The 22093-nt window shown below is 65.0% G+C and carries 22 protein-coding genes; 8 read left to right on the top strand and 14 right to left on the bottom strand.

The window, feature by feature from the left end:
* Window positions 1–41: 41 nt before the first annotated feature.
* The 8 genes from lhpI to JOH52_RS23825 form a co-directional block, all read right to left on the bottom strand.
* Entirely contained in the window at window positions 42–1733 is a 1692-nt protein-coding gene (gene lhpI, locus JOH52_RS23860) for a cis-3-hydroxy-L-proline dehydratase (protein ID WP_014527556.1), read from the bottom strand.
* Entirely contained in the window at window positions 1730–2731 is a 1002-nt protein-coding gene (locus JOH52_RS23855; protein WP_010975158.1) for a 4-hydroxyproline epimerase, read from the bottom strand. Before JOH52_RS23855 ends, lhpI begins: the two co-directional genes overlap by 4 nt.
* 14 nt (window positions 2732–2745) lie before the next feature.
* Window positions 2746–3987: an NAD(P)/FAD-dependent oxidoreductase gene (locus tag JOH52_RS23850; protein WP_010975157.1), complete on the bottom strand. Its 1242-nt coding sequence runs from the start codon at window positions 3985–3987 to the stop codon at window positions 2746–2748.
* Window positions 3988–4710, bottom strand: a complete 723-nt coding sequence (locus JOH52_RS23845; protein WP_010975156.1) for an amino acid ABC transporter ATP-binding protein — start codon at window positions 4708–4710, stop codon at window positions 3988–3990.
* Complete coding sequence (locus tag JOH52_RS23840) at window positions 4703–5356, bottom strand: amino acid ABC transporter permease (RefSeq protein WP_003528591.1); 654 nt, start codon at window positions 5354–5356, stop codon at window positions 4703–4705. Before JOH52_RS23840 ends, JOH52_RS23845 begins: the two co-directional genes overlap by 8 nt.
* 12 nt (window positions 5357–5368) lie before the next feature.
* Window positions 5369–6034, bottom strand: coding sequence for an amino acid ABC transporter permease (locus tag JOH52_RS23835; RefSeq protein WP_010975155.1), 666 nt, complete (start codon window positions 6032–6034; stop codon window positions 5369–5371).
* Between the two features lie 66 nt (window positions 6035–6100).
* Window positions 6101–6907 (bottom strand): ABC transporter substrate-binding protein, encoded by an 807-nt coding sequence (locus JOH52_RS23830; protein WP_010975154.1) that lies wholly within the window; start codon window positions 6905–6907, stop codon window positions 6101–6103.
* Window positions 6908–7093: 186 nt separating this feature from the next.
* Window positions 7094–8611, bottom strand: coding sequence for an aldehyde dehydrogenase (NADP(+)) (locus JOH52_RS23825; RefSeq protein WP_010975153.1), 1518 nt, complete (start codon window positions 8609–8611; stop codon window positions 7094–7096).
* A gap of 242 nt (window positions 8612–8853) precedes the next feature.
* Between JOH52_RS23825 and JOH52_RS23820 the strand changes: the two genes are divergently transcribed.
* Window positions 8854–9891, top strand: coding sequence for an Ldh family oxidoreductase (locus JOH52_RS23820; protein WP_014527558.1), 1038 nt, complete (start codon window positions 8854–8856; stop codon window positions 9889–9891).
* 63 nt (window positions 9892–9954) lie between these two features.
* Window positions 9955–10347, top strand: a complete 393-nt coding sequence (locus JOH52_RS23815) for a YkvA family protein (protein ID WP_010975151.1) — start codon at window positions 9955–9957, stop codon at window positions 10345–10347.
* A gap of 47 nt (window positions 10348–10394) precedes the next feature.
* On the opposite strand, the gene JOH52_RS23810 is transcribed toward JOH52_RS23815, so the two are convergent.
* The 3 genes from JOH52_RS23810 to JOH52_RS23800 all read right to left on the bottom strand — a co-directional run bounded on the left by JOH52_RS23810 (window position 10395) and on the right by JOH52_RS23800 (window position 13351).
* Complete coding sequence (locus tag JOH52_RS23810) at window positions 10395–11357, bottom strand: dihydrodipicolinate synthase family protein (protein WP_014530796.1); 963 nt, start codon at window positions 11355–11357, stop codon at window positions 10395–10397.
* A gap of 120 nt (window positions 11358–11477) precedes the next feature.
* Window positions 11478–12188, bottom strand: a complete 711-nt coding sequence (locus JOH52_RS23805; RefSeq protein ID WP_003528604.1) for a GntR family transcriptional regulator — start codon at window positions 12186–12188, stop codon at window positions 11478–11480.
* Window positions 12189–12292: 104 nt separating this feature from the next.
* A complete protein-coding gene (locus JOH52_RS23800) occupies window positions 12293–13351 on the bottom strand; it encodes an adenylate/guanylate cyclase domain-containing protein (RefSeq protein ID WP_014527560.1) in 1059 nt (352 codons plus the stop codon).
* Between the two features lie 180 nt (window positions 13352–13531).
* On the opposite strand from JOH52_RS23800, the gene JOH52_RS23795 reads away from it, so the two are divergent.
* The 5 genes from JOH52_RS23795 to JOH52_RS23775 all read left to right on the top strand — a co-directional run bounded on the left by JOH52_RS23795 (window position 13532) and on the right by JOH52_RS23775 (window position 17538).
* Window positions 13532–13981: an SRPBCC family protein gene (locus JOH52_RS23795; RefSeq protein ID WP_010975148.1), complete on the top strand. Its 450-nt coding sequence runs from the start codon at window positions 13532–13534 to the stop codon at window positions 13979–13981.
* A 131-nt stretch (window positions 13982–14112) separates the two neighbouring features.
* Window positions 14113–14664, top strand: a complete 552-nt coding sequence (locus tag JOH52_RS23790; protein WP_010975147.1) for a DUF1003 domain-containing protein — start codon at window positions 14113–14115, stop codon at window positions 14662–14664.
* A gap of 73 nt (window positions 14665–14737) precedes the next feature.
* The gene (locus tag JOH52_RS23785; protein ID WP_010975146.1) at window positions 14738–15013 is read left to right on the top strand and encodes a hypothetical protein; all 276 of its coding nucleotides are present in this window, start codon (window positions 14738–14740) and stop codon (window positions 15011–15013) included.
* Window positions 15014–15062: 49 nt separating this feature from the next.
* On the top strand, window positions 15063–16127 hold the full coding sequence (locus tag JOH52_RS23780; RefSeq protein ID WP_013850091.1) for a polysaccharide pyruvyl transferase family protein: 1065 nt from the start codon (window positions 15063–15065) through the stop codon (window positions 16125–16127).
* Window positions 16114–17538 (top strand): Coenzyme F420 hydrogenase/dehydrogenase, beta subunit C-terminal domain, encoded by a 1425-nt coding sequence (locus JOH52_RS23775; protein WP_013850092.1) that lies wholly within the window; start codon window positions 16114–16116, stop codon window positions 17536–17538. The genes JOH52_RS23780 and JOH52_RS23775 overlap by 14 nt, the downstream gene beginning before the upstream one ends.
* Here the strand turns inward: JOH52_RS23775 and JOH52_RS23770 are convergent.
* The 3 genes from JOH52_RS23770 to JOH52_RS23760 all read right to left on the bottom strand — a co-directional run bounded on the left by JOH52_RS23770 (window position 17451) and on the right by JOH52_RS23760 (window position 20184).
* Window positions 17451–18413 carry a glycoside hydrolase 5 family protein gene (locus tag JOH52_RS23770; protein ID WP_010975143.1) on the bottom strand — a complete coding sequence of 321 codons (963 nt, stop codon included), beginning with the start codon at window positions 18411–18413 and terminating at the stop codon, window positions 17451–17453. The genes JOH52_RS23775 and JOH52_RS23770 overlap by 88 nt on opposite strands.
* A 71-nt stretch (window positions 18414–18484) precedes the next feature.
* Window positions 18485–19084, bottom strand: coding sequence for a histidine phosphatase family protein (locus JOH52_RS23765; RefSeq protein ID WP_010975142.1), 600 nt, complete (start codon window positions 19082–19084; stop codon window positions 18485–18487).
* Window positions 19081–20184, bottom strand: coding sequence for an inositol-3-phosphate synthase (locus JOH52_RS23760; protein WP_014527561.1), 1104 nt, complete (start codon window positions 20182–20184; stop codon window positions 19081–19083). Before JOH52_RS23760 ends, JOH52_RS23765 begins: the two co-directional genes overlap by 4 nt.
* Before the next feature lie 151 nt (window positions 20185–20335).
* Between JOH52_RS23760 and JOH52_RS23755 the strand changes: the two genes are divergently transcribed.
* Window positions 20336–22084 (top strand): hypothetical protein, encoded by a 1749-nt coding sequence (locus tag JOH52_RS23755; RefSeq protein ID WP_014527562.1) that lies wholly within the window; start codon window positions 20336–20338, stop codon window positions 22082–22084.
* Window positions 22085–22093: the final 9 nt, after the last annotated feature.

Here is a 22093-nt window from a genome sequence, read left to right as displayed (position 1 = left end):
TCGTTTCAAAAGCCAGCGCGGTTACGAACGTCCGCCGCGCCTCAGGAAAGCCAGTCCGGCAGCTGGGGCGGGACGCGCCCCGTCAAGGCCGCGGCGACGCAATCGGCAAGGCTGCCGAAGCGTACTGTGCGGCCTGAAAGACCGGGACCGTAATGGGCATATTTGCCGGAATTGGTCATGACCGCCCGGGTACGGGTCGGGAACACAGGCTCGGAGATCGAACACCAGCAGAGGTCCGGCAGCACCTGGACGCCGCTCTCCTGAAGCCGGGCGAGAATGCCTTCGCCGCGCGCCTCCGCAATAACCTCATGGCCGGCCGTGACGATCACTGCCACATCCGGATGCCGCTTGCGGCCGCCGAGCGCCTCGGCCAGCGCCCGACACTCGGCAAGGGACGCGTGCGGGCTGCCGATCGCTACGAGTTCGACTTCATCCGGACCCTCGTTCAGGGCGGACCAAGCGGCCGTCAGCTCGGCGCGGGTAATGGTCGCATGATCCGCGTCCTCAGCCGCGGCACCGCCGGCTTCCGGCGTCACGCCCTCCACATGCAGCATCGGCGCGGCGGAAGTGGTGCCGAAGGCGGCGCAGAGCGCCTTCAAGTCGTCGCGCGAGGGCTCCGCCGGGGCGAGCCCGCGGATGAGCGGGATGCGATCTGGCGCCGCACGCCCGGCGAGATAGCCGATCAACGGCCAGAAAGCGTCGTCGGCGCCCGCGGGCAGTTCGACGTCTATGATCCGCCGTGCCTTGCGGTGTTCGTCGAGATAGACGCCGGAGAGCGGCGCGCGTCCGGTGAGCGCGATGCAAAGGTCGAGGAAATCCGGGTGCTTTGCCGTCCGCGCACCGAGCACGCTGTTGGCGAAGATCACGGCATTGGACTCCGCCCAGGCCACGGCTTCGCCGGCTCCAGGCGCGCTGTCGAGCAGATAGGGCGAACAGGTGAAGGTCGGCCGGCAGCCCATGCGGACATAGGCGTCGGCGAGCCGCGCCGCAGGGTCGCCGAAGGACGGCGGCACACCTTGCCTCTGCCAATTGGCATGGTCCACGGAAATGGCGTTCATCGTCGCCGGGATCCGCACCTTCGCGCCCATCTCCACCATCTTCTCGGCAAAGGTGAGGTTCGCGGGACTGGCATAGATGCAGCCGTCGATATGAGCCTGCGTCACATCCACGAGACCCAATGCCCCCTGCTGCGCCGCCATGGCCGAAATGATGCGCATGGCCTGCGCAACCGCGACGCTTTCCGCTCCGTCGAGCATGGCGCGGTCGCCATCGGTGAGGTCGAGCGCGGCCGTCGCCGGCGGAACGACGGGGATCGTCAGCCCCTCGGCTTCAATCGCCCTGTCGCCGATCCGCGCCGTCTTCGCACGGGCGAGCGCCGCGAAGGCTTCCGGCGCAAGACGCAGCACCGGCAGCGGCTTGCCAAACATCTCGGAGGCGATCAGCGCACCGAGGGTCAGCACGTCTTCCGGTTCGGAAAATACGAGTGCGGCAGGGCCACGGCCGGTCAGCACCAGATCGAGCAGCACGCCCGAGCCCGTACAGGAGCCGCGGCTCGACGGCATCATCAGGATGGAGCCGGTGAGCGGGACGCCATGCAGCGGGTGGTGCACGTCGATCACGCAGCCCGTCGCGGGATCGACCCCGCCCCAGAAACTCAGCGCCTCCCCGGTCGCTATGACCGGGCCCTCGGCCGACCCCTGAAGGATGCTGCGGGCAGGATCGAGGCCGCTCATCTTACGACGAAGCCGTGGGCGAAGGGATCGCGGTCATCGATGAAGATGGTGTTGATGCCGGTCATCCGCGCCCAGCCGGCGATCGACGGGATGATCGCGTCGCGATCGGCGACCTTCGCCGCCGCTTCGACGCGCCCCTTGAAGAGCGATCCGATGATCGACTCGTGGACGAATTCGTCGCCGACCTTCAGCTTGCCCTTGGCGGCAAGCTGTGCGATCCGGGCCGACGTGCCGGTGCCGCAGGGCGAGCGGTCGATGGCCTTCTCGCCGTAGAACACCGCGTTGCGGGCATGGGCCTCCGGCTGCGTCGGCTTGCCCGTCCACTGGATGTGGCTCAAGCCCCGGATCTCCGGGTGCTCGGGATGGACGAACTCGTATTTGGCATTCAGCGCGGCCCTCAACTTGGGGCTCCAGCCGACCAGTTCTCCCGCCGTATGGTCGGCCATGTCGCGGAAGTTCTTTTGCGGCTCGACGATGGCGTAGAAATTGCCGCCATAGGCGACGTCCACCACGATCTCGCCGAGCCCCTCGACCTCCGCCGCCAGCCCTTCCGCATAAAGGAAGCTCGGCACGTTGGTAAGGCGCACTTCCTCAACGAAGCGGCCCTCCTGGCGGTAGGTGATGTCCACCTTGCCAGCGGGAGCATCGATCGACAGCTTGCCGGGCTCGCGCGGGGTGATCAGGCCGTTCTCGATGCCCATGGTGATGGTTCCGATGGTGCCGTGCCCGCACATCGGCAGACAGCCGGAGGTCTCTATGAAGAGCACCGCCACGTCGCAGTCGGGCCGGGTCGGCGGGTAGAGGATCGAACCCGACATCATGTCGTGGCCGCGGGGCTCGAACATGAGACCGGTGCGGATCCAGTCGAATTCCTTCAGGAAATGCGCGCGTTTTTCCAGCATGTTCGCGCCTTCGAGACGCGGGCCCCCGCCCGAAACGAGGCGGACGGGATTTCCGCAGGTGTGGCCGTCGATGCAGGAGAAGGTGTGGGTGGCCATGGTCGAAACCTCTGTCAGAATCTTTGCGGCGAAAAGGGTGCAATGTCGATGGCCGGAGTCCGGCCGGTCAAGAGATCGGCGACGATCCTTGCGGTGCCCGCCGATTGGGTGAGCCCGAGATGGCCGTGACCGAAGGCGAAGATCACCCGCGGCGTCGCGCGGGCGCGGCCGATGGCCGGCAGGCTGTCGGGCAGCGACGGCCGGAAGCCCATCCACTGCACCCCGCCTTCCGGTTTCAAACCGGGCAGGAAGGCCTGCGCCTTCTTCAGCATCGCTTCCGAGCGGCGGAAGTTCGGCGGCAGATCGAGCCCGCCGAGTTCGACCGCACCGCCGACCCGGATACCGGTCGACAGCCGTGTCACGACGAAGCCATGGCCGCCGAAAGTGATCTGCGTCCGCAGGTCGAACGCGTCGGCGGGAAGCGTCGTATTGTATCCGCGCTCGGTTTCGAGCGGAATGCTTTCGCCGAGCGTGCGCGCAACCCGGTGCGAGAAAGCGCCCGCCGAGAGGACCACCTGCGCCGCCCGCCGCCTCCTGCCGTCGGCGCTCAGGACTTCGACCCCGCCATCGACGGGCTTCAGCGCCGTGACCTCCGCGCGCTCGATCACCCCGCCGATCGTGCGGAAATGATCGGCAAGCGCAAGCGTGTAGAGCTTCGGATCGGCGATCGAGTACCAGCCGGGCGTGAAGGTAGCGTGGGTGAAGCGCGCCGCCAGGCCCGGCTGGATCTCGGCAATGCCTGCGGCATCGAGATGGCGGAACTCGATCCCGTGATCCGCGCGCGCCTTCCAGCCGGCCAGCGATGCCTTGAATTCCGCCTCTCCCTCGTAGACCTGAAGGTTGCCTTCCTTGCGCAGCATGGACGCCGTGCCGGTCGCACCGAGGAACGGCTCGAGCTCCGCTTTCGACAGGTCCATCAGCGCGGTCTGGGCCGCGGTCGAATGCGCCACGCGCCCCGGCTGACAAGCCCGCCAGAAGCGGAACATCCATGGCGCGATCTTCAGCGCATAGGCGGGCGGCACGGTCAGCGGCCCGAGCGGATCCAGGAGCCATTTCGGCGCCTTTTTGAGGATGCCGGGCGAGGCAAGCGGAAGGATATCTGTGAAGGCGAATGCCCCGGCATTGCCGGCGGAGGCGCCGGCCGCCGGCCCCTCGCGGTCGAGCACGGTGACCGACAGGCCGCTGGCCACGGCGGCAATTGCAGCCGTGAGGCCGACGACCCCCGCGCCGATCACGATGACGTCCGGTGCGGCCATTTATCGTACGCTCGCCAGGAACTTCTGCGTTTCAGGGTTCTGCGGCGAGGCGAAAATCTGATCGGGCGAACCGATCTCGGCCATGATCCCCTGATGGAAGAAGGCCACGCGATCCGACACGTCGCGGGCAAAGGTCATTTCGTGGGTAACGCAGATCATCGTCATTCCCTCTTCCGCCAGCATCTTGAGGGTGTCGAGCACCTCGCCGACCAGCATCGGATCGAGCGCCGAAGTCACCTCGTCGAACAGCATATATTCCGGCGACATGGCAAGCGCCCGGGCGATCGCCATGCGCTGCTGCTGGCCGCCCGACATGCGGTTCGGATAGACCTTGAGCTTCTCGCCGAGACCGACATGGGTCAACTGCTTCACCGCGATCTCCTCGGCCTTGTCCTTCGGGAGGCCAAGCACCTTGCGCGGGGCGAGCATGACGTTTTCGAGCACGGTCAGATGCGGGAAGGCGTTCCATTGCTGGAACACGATCCCGACCTTTCGGCGCAGCCTGTTGAGATCGGTGCCCTTGGCATGGACATCGGTCCCGTCGATCACGATCCGGCCGGAGTCGATCGGCTCCAGCCCGTTGATGCAGGTGAGCAGCGTCGACTTGCCGGAGCCGGAGCCGCCGATGATGGTGACCACCTCCCCCTTTTCGACGGTCAGGTCGATACCCTTGAGAACCTCCAGAGAGCTGAAGGATTTGCGGACGTTTTCGATCTCAATCATTGGGGGACCACCGTTTTTCGAGATACCCGCCAAGCCGGGCGACGGGGAAGCTGAGGAGGAAGTAGATGGCGCCGCAGATCAGCAGAATGAAGAGCGGCTCCTGCAGACGCGTGACCAGTATCTGCGAGGCACGCAGGAGCTCGACCAGGCCGAGCCAGAGCACCAGTGCGGAGTCCTTCATCACGCCGAGCGTCAGGCCTATCCACGACGGAAGCGAAACCCGGGTGGCAAGCGGCGCCACGATGTAGCGCATGTCCTGCCACCAGGTCATGCCGAGGGAGCGCGCCGCACGGCGGGTCGTCACCGGCACCGATGAAATTCCGCCGCGCACGATCTCCGCGCAGAACGCCGCCGTGTAGAGCGAGAGCACCACGCCGGAGGTCGTGAAGGCGCCCCAGCCGAGCTTGGCGATCGACTGGAAGGCATTGCCGAGCACGAGCTGGATCAGGAGCGGTACCGAGCGAAACACGTCGAGCAGCAAGGTGAGCGGCGCCGACCAATAGGGTCCGATCTGGAACCGGATCACTCCGAAGAGGATGCCGAGAACGGTGCCGGCGGTGACGGCGACGGCGGTTACCGCCAGCGTCATTCCGGCGCCTTGCGCAAGAAAGGCGAGATCGTTCCAGGTGAGGGCAGTATCAAACATCTCTCACCCCTCTCAGTAGCGGAACATGCGCCAGGCGAAGGCCCGGGCTGCAAGCGTGACCGCCTTGGCGATCAGGTAGTAGATCACCGCAGCGAGCGCGAAGAATTCGAATGTGCGGAAGGAGCGGGCATTCAGTTCCTGCGTGATGCCGGCAAGGTCGGTGTTCATGCCGACGGTGACGCCGAGCGACGTCATCAGGATCGCCCAGACCATCTGGTTCGTCGCGGGCAGGAAGGCCACGCGCAGCATCTGCGGCAGAACGATCAGCCGGAACGCCTGCAGCGAGGTCATGCCGAGCGACCGGCCAGCGCGGGCCTGCGTATCCGGAATGGCCTTGAGCGCGCCGCGGAAATTCTCGGCAAGATAGCCCGCATTGTTGAAGGCGATCCCGACCAGAAGCGCCGTATAGGGACTCAGGTGGATCCCGAAATTGCCGAGGCCGAAATGGGCCATGTAGATCTGGAACAGCGCCGGCGTGTTTCGCGCGACCTCGACCCAGGTCGTGGCGATGCCGCCAAGGATACGGCTGCCGGACAGGCGGAACACGGTGAGCGCGATCGCGCAGGCGACGCCGATGACCATCGACAGCACCGCGACCTGCAGCGTGACCACCGCGCCGTCCAGCATCTGCGGCAGCGCCCTCAGCGCCTGGTTCCAGTGGAAGGTGTAGTTGAACATTCCCGTCTCACCCCTCGGAATGCAGCGACGGCGCGGGTTGCCCCGCACCGTCAGACGATCCTCGGATCAACGGTAAACGCCGTTCACCGCCAGGGACGGAGCCTCGCCACCGACCCACTTCTCGTAGAGTTCGGCATAGCGGCCGGTGCGGACCTGCTGATTGACGAACAGGTTGAGGTAGTTGAGGAAGCCGTATTCCTCGCGGTTAGTGAAGAGGGCCACGTAGTCGATGTCGAAGGGCGCCTTGTCGACCACGGAGATACCGGGGAACTTGCCGCCCTTGACGTTGGACTGCGCGACCGTCGAGGTAGAGACGGTGGCGTCGAGCTGGCCCTGGCTCAGCGCCAGGAAAACGTCGGCCTGCGTCTGATAGGGGCGGAACTCGCCCTCGCCCCAGGCCTTGACCTGGTTTTCGAGTGCGATCGCCTCATAGGTGCCCGCGGTGGCGCCGACCACCTTGCCCTTCATGTCTTCGAAGGACTTGATGCCGGACTTCTCGTTGGCGGTTACCGCCATTTCAAAGGCGAAGTAAGGCACCGTCATGCCGACGGTCTTGGCACGCTCGAGCGTATCGGAGGTGGAGGCGACACCGACATCGACGCGGCCGGACATCAGCGCCGGGATGCGCTCGGGAAACGGCGTCTCCACGATCTCCGCGGTGACGCCGAGCGCCGTGGCCAGATCGTTGCAGTAATCCACGTCGAAGCCGATCGGTTCGTTGTTCTCGTCGCGCGAACCCATCGGCGGGAAGTCGAGCACCACGGCGCAGCGCAGCGTTCCCGAAGCGATGATGTCGTCCAGCTTGTCGGCATGGGCGGGGCTCGTCAGAGCGGTGGCGGCAACGAGGCCGAAGGCGAGGACCGAGGTCTTCATTATTGTTCTCTCCCTTGAGTTGGCCGATCGGTGTGACGGCGCGCGCACTATTCCGCGTCGGAGAGCACAAATCAATTTAAAAATACAATTAGTATACAAAAAGTATATAACAGGGCGCCTTTTCGCAATGGAAAGGGGCTTTCCCTTGTGGAAAAGCCCCTTTTATTGCGCGGCCGGGAGGCTGGATCAGCCGAGGAAGTCCTCGGGCAGCAGGTCTTCCGGCATGTTCTGGTAAGCGACGGGACGCAGGAAACGTCGAATCGACATGGTGCCGACGCTGGTTGCGCCGAAGTTGGTCGAGGCTGGATAGGGGCCTCCATGCACCATCGAATCCACGACTTCAACCCCGGTCGGGAAGCCGTTGACCAGCACCCGGCCCGCCTTGCGCTCGAGCACCGGACGCAGACGGCGCGCCGTCTCCAGATCGCCCGCATCCATATGGATGGTTGCGGTCAGCTGGCCCTGGAAGCCGCGCGCGAGCTCTTCCATTTCGGCCGGCGATCCCACCCGAACCACCAGTCCAAGCGGGCCGAACACTTCTTCGCCGAGCGCATGGTCGGCCAGGAACTGGGCACCCGTCGTCTCGAAGAGATTGGGCGATGCGTCACGGCCGGACGACTCGGTCGCAAGCAGCGGTTTGACGGCGTTGCGCGTCGCAAAGCGCGCCTGACCGTCGCGGTAGGCCTTGGCGATACCGTCCGTCAGCATGGTTTGCGGTGCCACCTTGGCAAGCGCCTCGACGGCGGCGGTGGTGAAGCGGTCGGCGTCCGCACCTTCGATGACGACGGCGATTCCGGGATTGGTGCAGAACTGCCCGGCGCCCATGGTGAGCGAACCGGCCCATCCCTGCCCCAGCGTTTCCGCCCGTGCCTTCAACGCTTCCGGCAGCAGGAACATCGGGTTGACCGAACCGAGTTCGCCGAAGAACGGGATCGGTTCGGGGCGCGCCGCGCAAAGATCGAACAGGGCACGTCCGCCGGCGAGCGAACCGGTGAAGCCTACGGCCTTGATATGGGGATGCTGCACCAGCGCATGACCGACGTCGCGGCTGCCGCCCTGGATCAGCGAGAATACGCCGGGATGAACACCCGTCTTGCGGATCGCTGCGTCGACGGCCTCGGCGACGATCTCGCCGGTGCCGGGATGCGCCGAATGACCCTTTACCACGACCGGGCAGCCGGCTGCGAGCGCCGCGGCCGTATCGCCGCCGGCGGTCGAAAAGGCCAGCGGGAAATTCGAGGCGCCGAAGACGGCGACCGGACCGACGGGGCGCTGGACCAGCCGTATCTCCTGACGGGGCGCCGGCTGGCGCTCGGGCATCGCCGCATCGACGCGCCGGTCGAGATAATCACCCTTTTCGATATGATCGGCAAAGAGCCTGAGCTGGCCGGTCGTGCGGCCCCGTTCGCCGTTGAGCCGCGCCTCGGGCAGGCCGGTTTCCTGGCTGCCGATCTCGGTAATCGCCTCCGCCCGGGCCTCGATCTCGTCGGCGATGGCGCGCAGGAAGGCGGCGCGCTCCTTGCGCGAGGAATAGCCATAGGTCCAGAAGGCTTCCTCAGCCGCCTCGCAGGCCCGGTTCACCAGCTCTACGGTGCCTACGGCAAAATCATGCGCCGGGCCATGCGCCGGCGCCGAAGCGAAGGTGCCTGCCCCATCGAGCCATTCGCCCGCGACGAGGTGTTTTCCTTTGGGGGTGAAAATCATCTGACTTTCCTTTCTCTGGATCACGATGATCCTGGTCGATTCGGCACAAGATCATAAAACGCGTCGATTCCCGTAACGAAGCGGGATTGCCGGCGGAAATTCGCATACACTCTCCTCGCCCGTTGCGGAACCGTATACCTTGCGCGAACAGACGAATTGAACTTACCGGGGGTTTGTATACTCTATGTATGCAGAACATCAACCGCGTGCCCCTGAATCAGGCCTAGAATGAGAGAGACGACATGAGCGAGACAACCACCCTGACGACCACCGCGCTTCAGGAGCGCGTCGAGGCGATCTTCCGCAAGGGCGGCCTTAACGTGGTCCAGGCGGGCGCTCTCGCCCGGGTGATCGTTGCCGGCGAACGCGATGCCTGCAAGTCGCACGGCATCTACCGGATCGAGGGCGCGCTGCGCACGGTCAAGGCTGGCAAGGTCAAGCCGGACGCCGAGCCGGAAATCGTCGCGCAGGAAGCCTCGGCGATCGTCAAGGTGAATGCCGGGGGCGGTTTCGCCAATCCCGCCTTCGAACTCGGTCTGCCGGTGCTTGCCGAGCGTGCCCGCAAGCACGGCATCGCCGCACTCGCCATCAACGACTGCACGCATTTTTCGGCGCTCTGGCCGGAAGCGGAGGCGCTCACGGGAGAAGGGCTTGCCGGACTCGTCATGTGCCCGAGCTATGCCACGGTCGCACCGACCGGCGGCAACAAGCCGTTGCTCGGCACCAATCCCTTCGCCTTTGGCTGGCCGCGCGCGGGCAAGCCGCCCTACGTCTTCGACTTCGCGACATCGGTGGCGGCACGGGGCGAGATCGAGCTGCACCGCCGGGCGGGCAAACCGCTGCCCGAAGGCTGGGCCATCGATGCGCAAGGCAATCCGACCACCGACCCGGAGGCGGCGCTCGCGGGCGCCATGCTGCCCTTCGGCGGACACAAGGGCTCGGCCATCGGCACGATGATCGAGCTGCTGGCGGGCATCATGATCGGCGACCTGACCAGCCCCGAAGTGCTCGACTATCTAGGCACCACGACGCTCGCCCCCTTCCACGGCGAACTCATCGTCGCCTTCTCCCCGCAGGCTTTCGCCGCCGGTCGTCCAGGCGACCCCTTCGACCGGGCGGAGCTGCTGTTCGAAGCGATCGTCGGCCAGGGCGCCCGCCTGCCTTCGCAGCGCCGCTTTGCCGCCCGAGCGAAGTCGGAGGCCGAGGGCATCACGCTGAGCGCGGCCGAGATCGAGCAGCTCGACCGGCTGCTTGCGCTCGGGCTCGACGCCGTGGCGTGATCCCCAGCGGGCACTCTTTCGCCCTCCTGTGAAAGGCACAGGAGGGATGCGGGGAATTCAGACGTGAAGTGGCTGGACCGGGCACGCCGATGGGCAAGGGGCATCAGGCGAGACGTCGTCGTCCTGTGGCTGGCGGCGCGTGACCGCCGTGTGCCCTGGTATGCGAAGCTGGCGGCAGGCGCGGTCGCGGCCTATGCATTGTCGCCGATCGACCTGATACCCGACTTCATCCCGGTCCTCGGCTATCTCGACGACCTGATCATCGTTCCCGTCGGCATCATCGTCGTGCTGAAGCTCATCCCAGTCGACGTCCTTGCGGACCTGCGCGCCGCAGCAATGAAACACACCGAGCGGCCGGTGAGCCGGGCCGGGCTCGTGGCGGTCATTTCAATATGGGTCCTGCTGGCAGCTCTGCTCTTGTGGGTGGCGCTTGGCCCCGCTGCCGCCGTGCGGTAAACGGAAGAGGCCCTCCTGATGGAGAGCCTCCTCCGTCTCCGGCCCGATCAGGCCTTGTACTTCTCGACGGCGCCCGGGAGCTTGCTCCACTCGGCATACCAGGTGTTGAAGATCTTGAACTGCGCCTCGACATAGCCGCGCTGGCTTTCGGTCAGCGCGTCGGTCTCGTTGAAGTGGAGCGTGTATTCCTTGTCTCCCTTCAGCACCATCATGTGCTTGAAATAGAGGACGAGGTCCGGCCCTTCATCGAAGGAGGAAAGCACGGCAAGCGCCTGCTCGAGCTCCTGCGCACGCTGGCGTGCATCGACATCGCCGGCGGCTGCGGCCCTGGACAGGTTGCAGAGGTGAATCACTTCCTTCGGCAGTACGTTGCCGATACCCGTGATGGCGCCGGTCGCGCCGCAGTTCACGAAACCGTGGAAAACGGCCGTATCGACGCCGATCATCAGCGAGACGCCGTCGTCACGGCTGGTGATGTGCTCGGCCGCGTAGCGCATGTCGGCATTGCCGCCGAACTCTTTGAAGCCGACGAGGTTCGGATGCTCCGCACGCAGCGCGAAGAAGAGGTCGGCCCGTGTGGCGAACCCGTAATAGGGGCTGTTGTAGATCACCGAGGGCAGATCCGGCGCGGCAGCCAGTATTGCCTTGAAATGCGCCTTCTGCGCCACGATCGAGGGACCGCGCGACAAGACGCGCGGGATTACCATCAGGCCCTGTGCTCCGACCTTCTGGGCATGCGCCGCATGCGCGGCGGCCAAGGCGGTGTTGACGGCACCGGTGCCGACGATGACGGGGACGCCCGCCTTTACCAGACGCTCCACGCCTTCCATGCGCTGCGCGTCGGTCAGGAGCGGCCAGTCGCCCATCGAACCGCAATAGACGACTGCCGACATGCCATCGGCAATCAACGCCTTGCCCTTGCGGACGAGGGCATCGAAGTCGGGCGTGCGGTCTTTTCTGCAAGGGGTCATCAGGGCTGGGATCACGCCCGAAAAAATCTTGGCCTTCATTTCAAACTCCTTTTGGCCTGTCGGATGGCAGAGACATGACGCCATAGCCGGCAACTCTGTCTGTGCTTCGGGATGAAAATACCATTTGTATTTTATTTGTCGACAAAAATAATCCTAAGATCACAGAGCAATTTCGAGCCGGTCATTACGGGCAAAAAGCTTTTGAATTTGCTCGACGATTTGTTCGGCATGAGCGCGCGCCAGCCGATCGGCTGCCTCGGCGTCTCGCGCGGCGATGACGGCGATCATATCCTCGTGCTCGTCGACGAAGCGCTGCGGCAGCCGGTCGTTATAGGACTGATAATAGAGCCTGAGGATCCGTCGCCCCTCGTCGAGAAGCCTGTTGAACAGGCCTATGAAATAGGGATTTCGGCCTGCCTCGGCGATGGCCGAATGGAAGGCGGCATTGGTGGCGATCATCGCCAGCGCATCCTGCGCCTGGACCGCTGCGGCGAATTCCGCCTGGCGGGCGCGGATCACCTCGAGATCATCCGATCGGTGGTGTTCGGCCGCCAGGCGCGTCGTGACGCGATACATCAGCACCAGCGCGTCGAAGAAGGTGTGCAGGTTCAGGAAATCGATATTCGACACCATCGTCGATCTGTTGGGCAGCGTAGCGATCAGCCCCTCTCCCGCCAACCGAACCAGCGCTTCACGGATCGGCGTGCGCGACATCTTGAACCGTTCGGCGAGCTGCACCTCGTCGATCGGACAGCCCGGCGGCAGAACCAGATCGAGGATTTCGTCCCGCAAGAGGTCATAGACCATCTTCACGCCGGAACCGCGCTTGCGTTCGGGAGCTGAATTGGTGTCCGTATCCTTGTTGGTCATGCGGTCTCCTTCTTGTCGACAAAAGAAATACTTCTCCGCGACGATGGGATCAACGGTCTCCTCCGCATGTTTCGCGGATTTCAGGCCGTTTTGCCGATAATCTTTCAGGTTTCCGGCAGGGTAAAGACGGCGCAGGGCGCCGCAATGCCGCGCAGCGCGTGTTCGCCCAGCGGCACCAGTGGGGTTCTGGTCTCGGCGGCAAGCGCGCCCGAAATCAGCACCGATCGCCCGAGCGGCCGGCACAGTCCCTCCAGCCGGCTCACCAGGTTTACGGCCGGACCGATGGCGGTGAAGTCCAGCCGATCGATCGATCCGACATTGCCCCACAGTATCTCCCCAAGATGCAGCGCCGCGCCGAAGCGCAACGGCGGCAGTTCCTGTTCATGGCGCAGACCCTCGAGATGCGCCATGCCCGCGCGGGCGGCAACGACCGCGCGCAGCGCCCGGTCGCAGGCCTCCGCCGGCAAATCGTTGACCGGGAAAATCGCCAGCACGCCATCGCCGATGAATTTGAGCACCTCGCCGCCGAAGGCGTGTATCGCTCCTGCAAGCCGGTCGAACCAGTCGTTGAGCGCCGCGATCACGCGTGCCGGCTCATGTTCCTCGGAAAGGCCGGTGAAGTTGCGCAAGTCGGCATAGAGCAGCGCCGCCCGGATGCTCTCTCCGGTGCCGCGACTCAGCGCGCCGGCCTGCACGCGGGCAGCACTGCGGCGGCCGAGATAGGCTTCGAGCAGCGCCGCGCGAGTCGCTCGCTCGGCCAGGACGGCCAAGGGCGCCGCTGCGAAGCGGGCGGTCTGCCGCAACCGCGCGACCTCGGCCGGATCGAACCGCCGCGTCCCGGCCCAGCCCAGCACCACATTCTCTGCCGTCTGGCCGACCACGTCCTCCTGCACCGAACCGAACCCTGCCAGCCAGTCGCGCCCGGCGTGGTCGACCGGCCCTTCGGCAAAGCCGAGCGCCTCGATGACCGCACCGTCCTCCGCCCGCCAAAGCCAGGTGCGACGCGCGATGATCGGATGCGGCACCGCCAGAGTCAGGGCACCGCCGGCCAGCGGAAGGCCGTCGGCGAGGAGCCGGGTTCCAAGCTCTGCCAGGAACGGGTCGGGGCCGGACGAGGTACCGGCCTCGTCCAGAAGCCATGCGAGGGGTGCGGGCAGGTCCATGCCTTGATCATAGAGCAGTTGCAGGAAATGTGTGAACCGATCTCGGCTCGCGGTACTGATCGAATCGCCCCGGCTCCGCGGGCAGTGGCGCGGGCGCTCCCGTCGGGATATGATCGTTCCGTCCGGTCCGGCGCGGCCGTCCTTCTCGCCGGCGCTCGATGGCAACCGAAGGGGAGTCCGATGCAAGAAGGTCTCGTCGTCCGCCGCGAAACGCATGTCTCGGCACCGCCCGCGGCAGTGTTCGCCCTGCTTACCGACCCGGAGAAGATCCTGCGCTGGATGGGAACGGAGGCCGATGTCGAGCCGAAGCCCGAGGGGCTTTATCTCGTCAATGTAACCGGGGCCCGCTTCGCCCGCGGCTCCTTCCGCGAGGTGGTGCCGGTGCACCGCCTGGCTTACAGCTTCGGGTGGGACGACAGCGATGTCGTGCCGCCTGGCTCGAGCCTGGTCGAGATCGACCTGATCGAGCAGCCGGATGGAACGCTGGTTCGGCTGACCCACTCGGGCCTGCCCAATGCCGAGCAATGTGCCGGCCATGCCGAAGGTTGGGCCCACTATCTCGATCGGCTTTCGGAAGTCGCCGCAGGACGCGACCCGGGGCCCGACCCATGGCACGGCCGTACCGGGTGATGAGCCTTGGCCCCGGCCGCTGGCCTGGGAGCTTCCGCCTCGTCCTTCTCGCGCGGAACTTTGCGGAGCCTGACGTGTTTGCCGGTAGCCGCCGGCAACAAGGCGGCCCACAATGTGTCGCGAGTGTTCGAATGGCATCGAGAAGGAACAGCGCCGAGGAAAGAGCGTCCGCCGCTCGAACCATGCCGAGACTCGAGCGCAACATCAACGCCATCCTGAAGCGGCGCGAGGAAGACGAACGCGGGCGGAGGGCGCACGACAGGGTCGCCCAGGCAATCACGAACTTCGCAGGCTCCATGACGTTCGTCGGTTTGCACGTCCTGGCGTTCGGCGCCTGGATCGCTCTAAACCTCGAGCTGGTTCCCGGCATACCGGTGTTCGACCCGACCTTCGCCGTCCTCGCCATGGTTGCTTCGGTGGAGGCGATCTTCATTTCCACCTTCGTTCTGATCAGCCAGAACCGGATGGCCGAGAGGGACGACGAGCGCTCCGACCTCAATCTGCAGATTTCGCTCCTTGCCGAGCAGGAGGCGACGCAACTGCTCACGCTTCTTCGTGAGATAGCCGCCCGGCTGGGCGTGAAGGTGGACGGTGAAGAGGACATCCGTGAACTCACCAAGGAGATCACGCCCGAAGAGGTCCTCAATCGGCTCGAGGACCAGAAGGTCCGATCGGGCGATTAGAACCACACCGATTTGCCGCAGGAACAATCGGCCGGGCCCGTCATTTGACGACTGACAGCAAAAGGAGACCGAGATGGAGGAGTCACAAGCCATTTCCCGTCCTCAACGCGCTTCCGACTATCCGGGTCGCCAGATGGACTGCATCGCCGCTCTGCGACCGGCCGTTTCGGAGCTGGCGGCGACATCCCAGGAAAGCATCGTGGCGGCCATGGGCGGGGAGCTGACCGACGATCTGCTGGCGCTCGCCCGTCGGGCCGAGGCGGCCGGTTGGACGTTCGAGGAGGCATCGGCGGCGATCGAGGAGCTTGCGCGCGAATATGAGGGCGCGAAAGGAACCATCTTCGATTGAATCCGGTTGGACCCGGCGATCTGCTTCCATGATCAGGAGATAGGGGCCGTTGGCGAAGCTCGGCGTTTTGACCTTCCACCGCTGCATCAATTATGGATCGTTCTGGCAGGCGCGATCTCTTGTCCACGGACTTCGTTCGCTCGGCACCGACCCCATTGTCCTCGATCATCATTCCGCCCGTGTCACCCGGGCCGAGTGGCGCTGCGCTATGCAGCCGCTCCTGCCGGAGAGAACCCCGCGCGGGGACATTCCGCTCTACGCTTCCAAGATCAGAAAATTTCAGAGCGCTCTGGCGTCGGTGCCGATGAGTGCCCCCTTCGCGCTGGACGACCCTGATGGTGCCGAAGAATGCGATATCGTCGTCGTGGGCAGCGACGAGGTTTGGAACTTGCGGCATCCCTGGTACGGCGGTTGCTCGCTTTTCTACGGAGAGGGCCTCTCGGCCAAGAGAACCGTTTCCTACGCGGCGACGTTCGGAAACCACCCCGCGGCCAATGGCCTCGAACCATATTGGGCTGAAAGGCTGCGGAAATTCGATGGAATTTCCGTCCGCGACGACAATTCGAGGGCGATCATCGAAAAGGATGTCGGACGCGAGGCGACGCTCGTCCTCGACCCTTGCCTGCAGTTCCCCGAGACGATTTCCTTCGGTCCGAATACTCTGGTTTCGCGCCCCTATATAGCGGTCTACGGACATTCGTTCCCGTCCTGGTTTCAGCACGCGGTTCGCCATTGGGCGACGACGCGCTCGCTGCCTCTCGTCAGCATAGGCTATCGCAACGAATGGGCGGACGAGCAGTGGCTCGATGCCGGTCCCTACGAGTTCGCCGCCTGTATCGCGGGTGCCGAGGCCGTCGCGACGAATTTCTTCCACGGCTGCATTTTCTCTCTCCTCAACGCCAAGCCATTCGTCACGGTCCTTTCAGACTATCGTTCCAACAAGATCGCCGATCTCGCACACACCGCCGGTGCGGAACGGCACGTGGTGTCGCAGGCGACGCCGCAAGCCGGCTACGAGACACTTCTCGCAGAAGCCCCGAGCCCGGCCATCGCGCGAAGGCTCGCCGAGCTCCGCCGGCAATCACGGACCTATCTGACAGATGTTCTCGCCTGAGCGCCCCGCACCCGCCTCGGCCAGCGCCTTGCTCTCGCCGGGGCAGATGGCGAAATCCGGGCTTTGCATCGGTTGCGGCACGTGCATGGCGCAATCGGGCGGCAGCGCTGCGATGAGTCTCGATCGCTACGGCCAGCTAAAACCGGCCGCTGCACATCGCCCCGACGGGTTCGCCGAGCTGTGCCCCTTTTCGCCCCACGCCCGAAGCGAAGACCAGATCGCCGAGGCGCGCTTCGGATCGGCGCAATTTTACGATCCGCGGATCGGCCGCTTCGAGGCAGCCTATGTCGGCCATGTCAGCGAAGGCAGCTTTCGAGCGGACGGCAGTTCCGGCGGCATGGCCAGTTGGACGGCCGCGGAGCTTCTGAAGAGGAACCTCGTCGACGCGGTGGCGCATGTAGTTCCCTGTTCAGGCGCCGGCGAACGTCTTTTCCAGTATCAGGTCTCGCGGACCGCGGATGACCTGCGCAAGGGCGCCAAGTCGCGCTATTATCCGGTGGAGCTCTCTCGTGTCATCGCCGAAATGAAGCGGCAACCCGGCCGCTACGCAGTCGTCGGGATTCCCTGCTTCATCAAAGCGATCCATCTCCTCTGCCTCAACGACCCGGTGCTTGAGGAGCGCCTTGCCTTCACCCTCGGCCTCTTCTGCGGACACATGAAGAGCACCCGCTTCGTGGAAAGTTTCGCGTGGCAGATGGACACGGAAATGAACGCCGTGGCGGGCGTCGATTACCGCCTGAAGGATACGGCAAGACCGGCGAACTGGTACACGGCCCATCTGCGGCTCAAGGACGGAAGCACGAGAAGCAAGGATTGGTGGCATCTGGTCGACGGCGACTGGGGAGCCGGGTTCTTCCAGAATTCCGCCTGCAATTTCTGCGACGACGTCGTGGCCGAAACCGCCGACATTTCCTTCGGCGACGCCTGGGTCGAGCCCTATTCGTCCGACGGCCGGGGAACGAATGTGGTTGTCGTTCGCTCACCCTTGCTGCAGGCGCTCGTGGCCGATGCGATCGAGGAGGGAAGGCTCGAACTGAGTGCGGTCGACAGTGCCTTCGTCGTGGAGACACAGGCTGCCGGTTTCAGGCAAAGGCGAGAGGGGCTGGCCTTCCGGCTGGCCTGGCCGCGTTCCGGCATCAAGCCGAGGAAACGCGTTGCGCCGAAGTGGAGCGGCTTGCCCGCACGGCGGATGCTGGTTTACTGGCTGCGTAGCGCGATCAGCGCGAACAGCCACCGTGTCTTCTGGCTTGCCAGAGCCCTGAACATGCCGGCCGCCTATCTCCGCTGGGCTTCGGCGATGCTCGCTCTCTACCAGGGCGTGACCTATTCACGCGGCTCGATCGGCAGGCTCGTCGACGCCATCGCGAGGCCCGGGCGCAAGGGCTCGAAGGACGACGGGGCGGGCGCATAACGCGCCGTCATTTCGGCACAGAATTCGGCGAATTCCTCCGGAACGAGGGGCGCGCTCGTGTGGTGCGGGGCAAGCCCCCGGTGCTCGGGCGTGAAGCAGAAGGTGACGGTGACGTCGAAATCTTCGAGTGCCTCCATCTGGCGGTCGAACCAGTCGAGCGCGTTCGGCCGGAAGCGGTCGGCCCAGGAGAGACCGGTGCGCAGATATGTGACGCCTAGGCGCTTCATCCAGGCGACGGCATCATCGAGGCGCGGGTCCTCGAAATGGAACCATTGTACGAGCCCGATCTCCGGCGTGTGGCGGGCAAACTCCTCGAACGCCAGTTTCGGCGAGCCGTCCTCGCGCAGAAGACCCATGTAGAAATGCCGGTAATAGGACGAGCCCTCGGCCTCCCGGTGTCGCGTCGTCGCGGGCCAGGCCCGCGGCAGGTCGTAGAGGCTGTACCATTGGATCCGATCCGCCCGGCCCTTCAGGAGTTCGGCGGTTCGCTTCAGTCCCCAAAGCTGCACCTCCTCGGCGCCGAAGGTGGAGACGCCGACCTCGCTTACCCAGACCGGCAGTTCGGTGACGCTCTTCAGTTCATCAAGCTTCTGCGGCCATTCATGGATCTGCCAGAGGTTCCAGTCGAGTGGGAAACCATGGGCCGCAACGGCGTCGACGTGGTCGAGCACGCCTTGCGATTTCATAAGAGCGAGGAAGTTCGGATCAATCGGCGAAATTCCGCCGAGCACGCGCGTGAGCCCGGGATTGACCTCCCGGATCGCAGCCGCGGCCAGCTTTGCCATATGGGCAAAGCGGCTCCAGTCCGGATCGATCTCCGGATCCCAATGCGACTTGTTGTTCGGCTCGTTCCAGATCATGGCGGCTTCGATCATGAGTACCTCCGAATTGCCGGAAACGCCGGCCGGCTTCCCGCGCTTGCGGCACCGGCGGACGGGCCGGCCGGCTACGACACGTTTTCGTTCAGCGTCTGGATTTTCGCTCCCCAATCGCCCATCACCAGCACCGAGACGGAGGCAGGCGCGATATCGAAGCGCGGCCAGGCGTCGGAGGAAAGGCCGAGGATGTGACAGACCAGGGTTTTGATGACGTCCGCGTGGCTGACCAGAGCGACCTTCTCCTGGCCGTGCCGCTGCGCCAGCGCCGCGACAAGTCCCACCGCCCGGCATTGCACGTCCAGCATCGTCTCGCCGCCGGGGGCACGCACGAGGCTTCGCATAGCGTTCCATCGCCGCCAGAGCGGGTCGGTATCGAGGACGTCGAAGGTCTTGCCCGACCAGTCGCCGAAATCCACCTCGTCGAGCGCTTCCGTGGTCACGACCTCCGCGACATCCGACGCCGCGGCGATCGCCGCGGCCGTTTCCTGCGTGCGCTTGCGCGGGCTCGCATAGATCGAGCCTATGCCTTCGCCGGCCAGACGGGCCGCGAGCCGCTGAGCCTGCTCGCGGCCCGCGATGCCGAGCGGTACGTCGCCGGTCCGCCCGGCAAGAAAGCAGCCGACCCTGTCATGGGCGGCATGGCGCACCAGAAGGAAAGTGGTCGTCACTCGGCCGCCCCCAGAAGTGCGTCGGTATCGCCGGCGATGAATTCCTCCAGGCGTCTACGCGCTTCGGCATCGGTGAACTGCTGCGGCGGCGATTTCATGAAGTAGCTCGAAGGGGCGATCAGCGGACCGGCGATGCCGCGGTCGATTGCGAGTTTGGCGCAGCGAACCGCATCGATGACGACTCCTGCGGAATTCGGCGAGTCCCAGACTTCGAGCTTCACTTCGACGTTGAGGGGAACGTTGCCGAATGTCGTGCCCTCGACTCGAATATAGGCGAACTTGCGGTCGGCAAGCCAAGGGACGTGATCGCTCGGGCCGACGTGGATGTCGCCGGCCGCGAGCGGAATATCCATCTGGCTGACGACCGATTGGGTCTTGGAAATCTTCTTCGATTCGAGCCGTTCCCGCTCGAGCATGTTGAGAAAGTCGGTATTGCCGCCGAAATTGAGCTGATAGGTCCGATCTATGCGCACCCCCCGGTCGCGAAAGAGATTGGCAAGCAACCGGTGCACGATGGTCGCGCCGACCTGGCTCTTTATGTCGTCGCCGATGAGCGGCAGGCCGCGCTCGGCAAATTTGCGCTGCCACGACTTGTCCGAGGCGATGAAAACGGGAATGCAGTTGACGAAGCCGCAGCCGGCGGCAAGCGCCTGCTCCGCATACCAGCGCGTGGCGACTTCGGAACCGACCGGAAGATAGGAGACGAGCACGTCCGTCCCGGTCTGCCGCAGGACCTCCGCAACGTCAGCGGCGGGCGCATCGGACTCCTCGATCTCCTCGCGCAGATAGCGGCCGATGCCGTCGAGCGTCCTGCCGCGCTCGACGACTACGCCGGTGGCGGGAACATCCGCAAAGCGGAACGTGTTATTGGGAGCGGCGTAGATGGCTTCGGCGACATCGCGCCCGACCTTCGAAGCGGCGACGTCGAAGGCCGCGGAGACCTCGATATCGCCGACGTGATATCCGCCGAGATTGGTATGCATCAGCCCCGGAACCGGCTCGTCCTCCTTCGCGTCGCGATAGAATGTCAGCCCTTGGACGAGGGAGGACGCGCAATTGCCGACACCGACCAGCCCGACCCGAATGGAGTTCGATCGCATCTCACCACTACTCCTGCACAGTATCTACAATGCTTGCCAAACCCGCGCGCAACCGATTGGTTCCTTCTTCTTTCTCCCGTTTCTCGCGCATCGCGGATCGAATTCAGCCGCAGCGCGTTGAAGGGGCGGACAGGAAAGTGAGCGAAACTTCATGCTCGTATACGGTGACGCAAAGCGCCTGGAGCGCGCCGACATGCTATGCGCAGAGATCGCCTCGCGCCTGCAGGCGGCCCAACACCTGCCGGCGGGCATCGAGCGCCACACCGAGCTCGTCGCCATCCTGCTCAGGGCCGGGGAACTGGTGCAGGGGCTTGCCGACCTGGAATTGGCGCAGATGGGAGCCGACGAAATCTCCGCATCGCGCCAGACGGGCGAGTGCCTCCTCCTCGACCTTGCCGGACTCGTCGCCCGGTCCTGGCGCCAGGGCTTCGCCGGCCCGGTGGTCGTGCCGGCCCGTGTCGCAAGGTCGCTGGCGAACAGCCAGGCACCGCTTTCCCTCAGCATTCGCGAGCCGGAAGGCTACGCCTTCTATGCTCTTTACCCGGAGAGCTATCTCGAGGCCGCGGCAGGCTCCGGGCTTCCTGCCGACACGGTGGTGATCGGCCTGCGCAGCATCGGGACCACGCTTTCGGCGATTGTCGCGGCTTCCATCGGTGCCGCGCCTCCGGTCACACTGCGGCCGATCGGCGATCCGTTCCAACGGCGGCTTGCAGTCGCGCCGCAACTTGCGGAACGGCTGCTGCGCGACCGGGCGGCGAATTTCGCGATCGTGGACGAAGGACCCGGCCTTTCCGGCAGCTCGTTCGGATGCGTCGCGGATTGGCTGGAGGATCACGGCGTCAGCGGCAGGCGCATTCACTTCTTCCCCGGCCACAAGGGCGGGCTTGGACCGCAATCCTGCGGCCGTCATCGCGAGCGCTGGGCGGCGAGGCCGCGCAATGTCATCGACGTCGACGATCTCCTGATCAGGCCGTCCAACTCTGCGCGCCACCTCGCCGATTGGATCGCCCATCTCGTCGGCCCGCTCGAGAAGCCGCTCGAAGACGTCTCAGCCGGCTTATGGCGCAAGACGCTTCCCGGCGATCGCTGGCCTCCCGTGGACGGCAGGTTCGAACGCCGGAAATTCCTGGCGCACACCGCCGACGGTCCGTGGCTCGTCAAGTTTGCGGGACTCGGCGACGCTGGGCAGCGAAAGCTCGTCAAGGCCCGCCTCCTCGCCGATGCAGGCTTCACGCCCCCGGTCGCCGGATTGTGCCATGGCTTTCTGGTTCAGAAATGGGTTTCCGCGAGGCTGATGGCGCCGCCGGAATTCCGCCGGCCGGCCTTCATCGCGCATCTCGGCCGATATCTGTCCTTCCGGGCGCGCAGCCTGCCGCCGCCAGCGGCGCAAGGGGCATCCATGGCCAAACTTTGCGAGATGGCAATGATCAACACCGAAGAGGCATTGGGCAGAGCGGCAGCGTCGCGGTTGAAGACCAGGTTCGGCGATGCGGAGCGATACAATTCGACGATCCTGCCGGTCGATACGGACAACCGGCTTCACCGGTGGGAATGGCTGGTCGAAGGAGAGCGACACATTCTCAAGACCGACGCGCTCGACCACAGCAGTGCCCATGACCTCATCGGCTGTCAGGACATCGGCTGGGACATTGCGGGAGCGAGCATAGAATTCGACCTCACGCGGGAGGAGCGGGCGGAGCTGCGTGCGGCCGTCTCCGAAGGCTGGTCGCGCGGTCAAAATGCCGGGCTGATGGAGCTCTTGGAAATCTGCTATCTCGCTTTCCAGCTGGGACTGTGGATGTCGGCAAAGTCCGCGGCCGCCCCCGAGGAAGTCCCCCGGCTGGAGGCCGCAGCCGCGCGCTATGCGAGGCTCCTTCGGCGCCGGATCGACGGGGATTAGGATGGAGTC

The sequence above is a fragment of the Sinorhizobium meliloti genome (genome assembly GCF_017876815.1).
Taxonomy (GTDB): domain Bacteria; phylum Pseudomonadota; class Alphaproteobacteria; order Rhizobiales; family Rhizobiaceae; genus Sinorhizobium; species Sinorhizobium meliloti.
The sequence above is the reverse complement of the archived record's forward strand: the minus strand, read 5'-3'. Positions and strand labels throughout refer to the sequence as shown.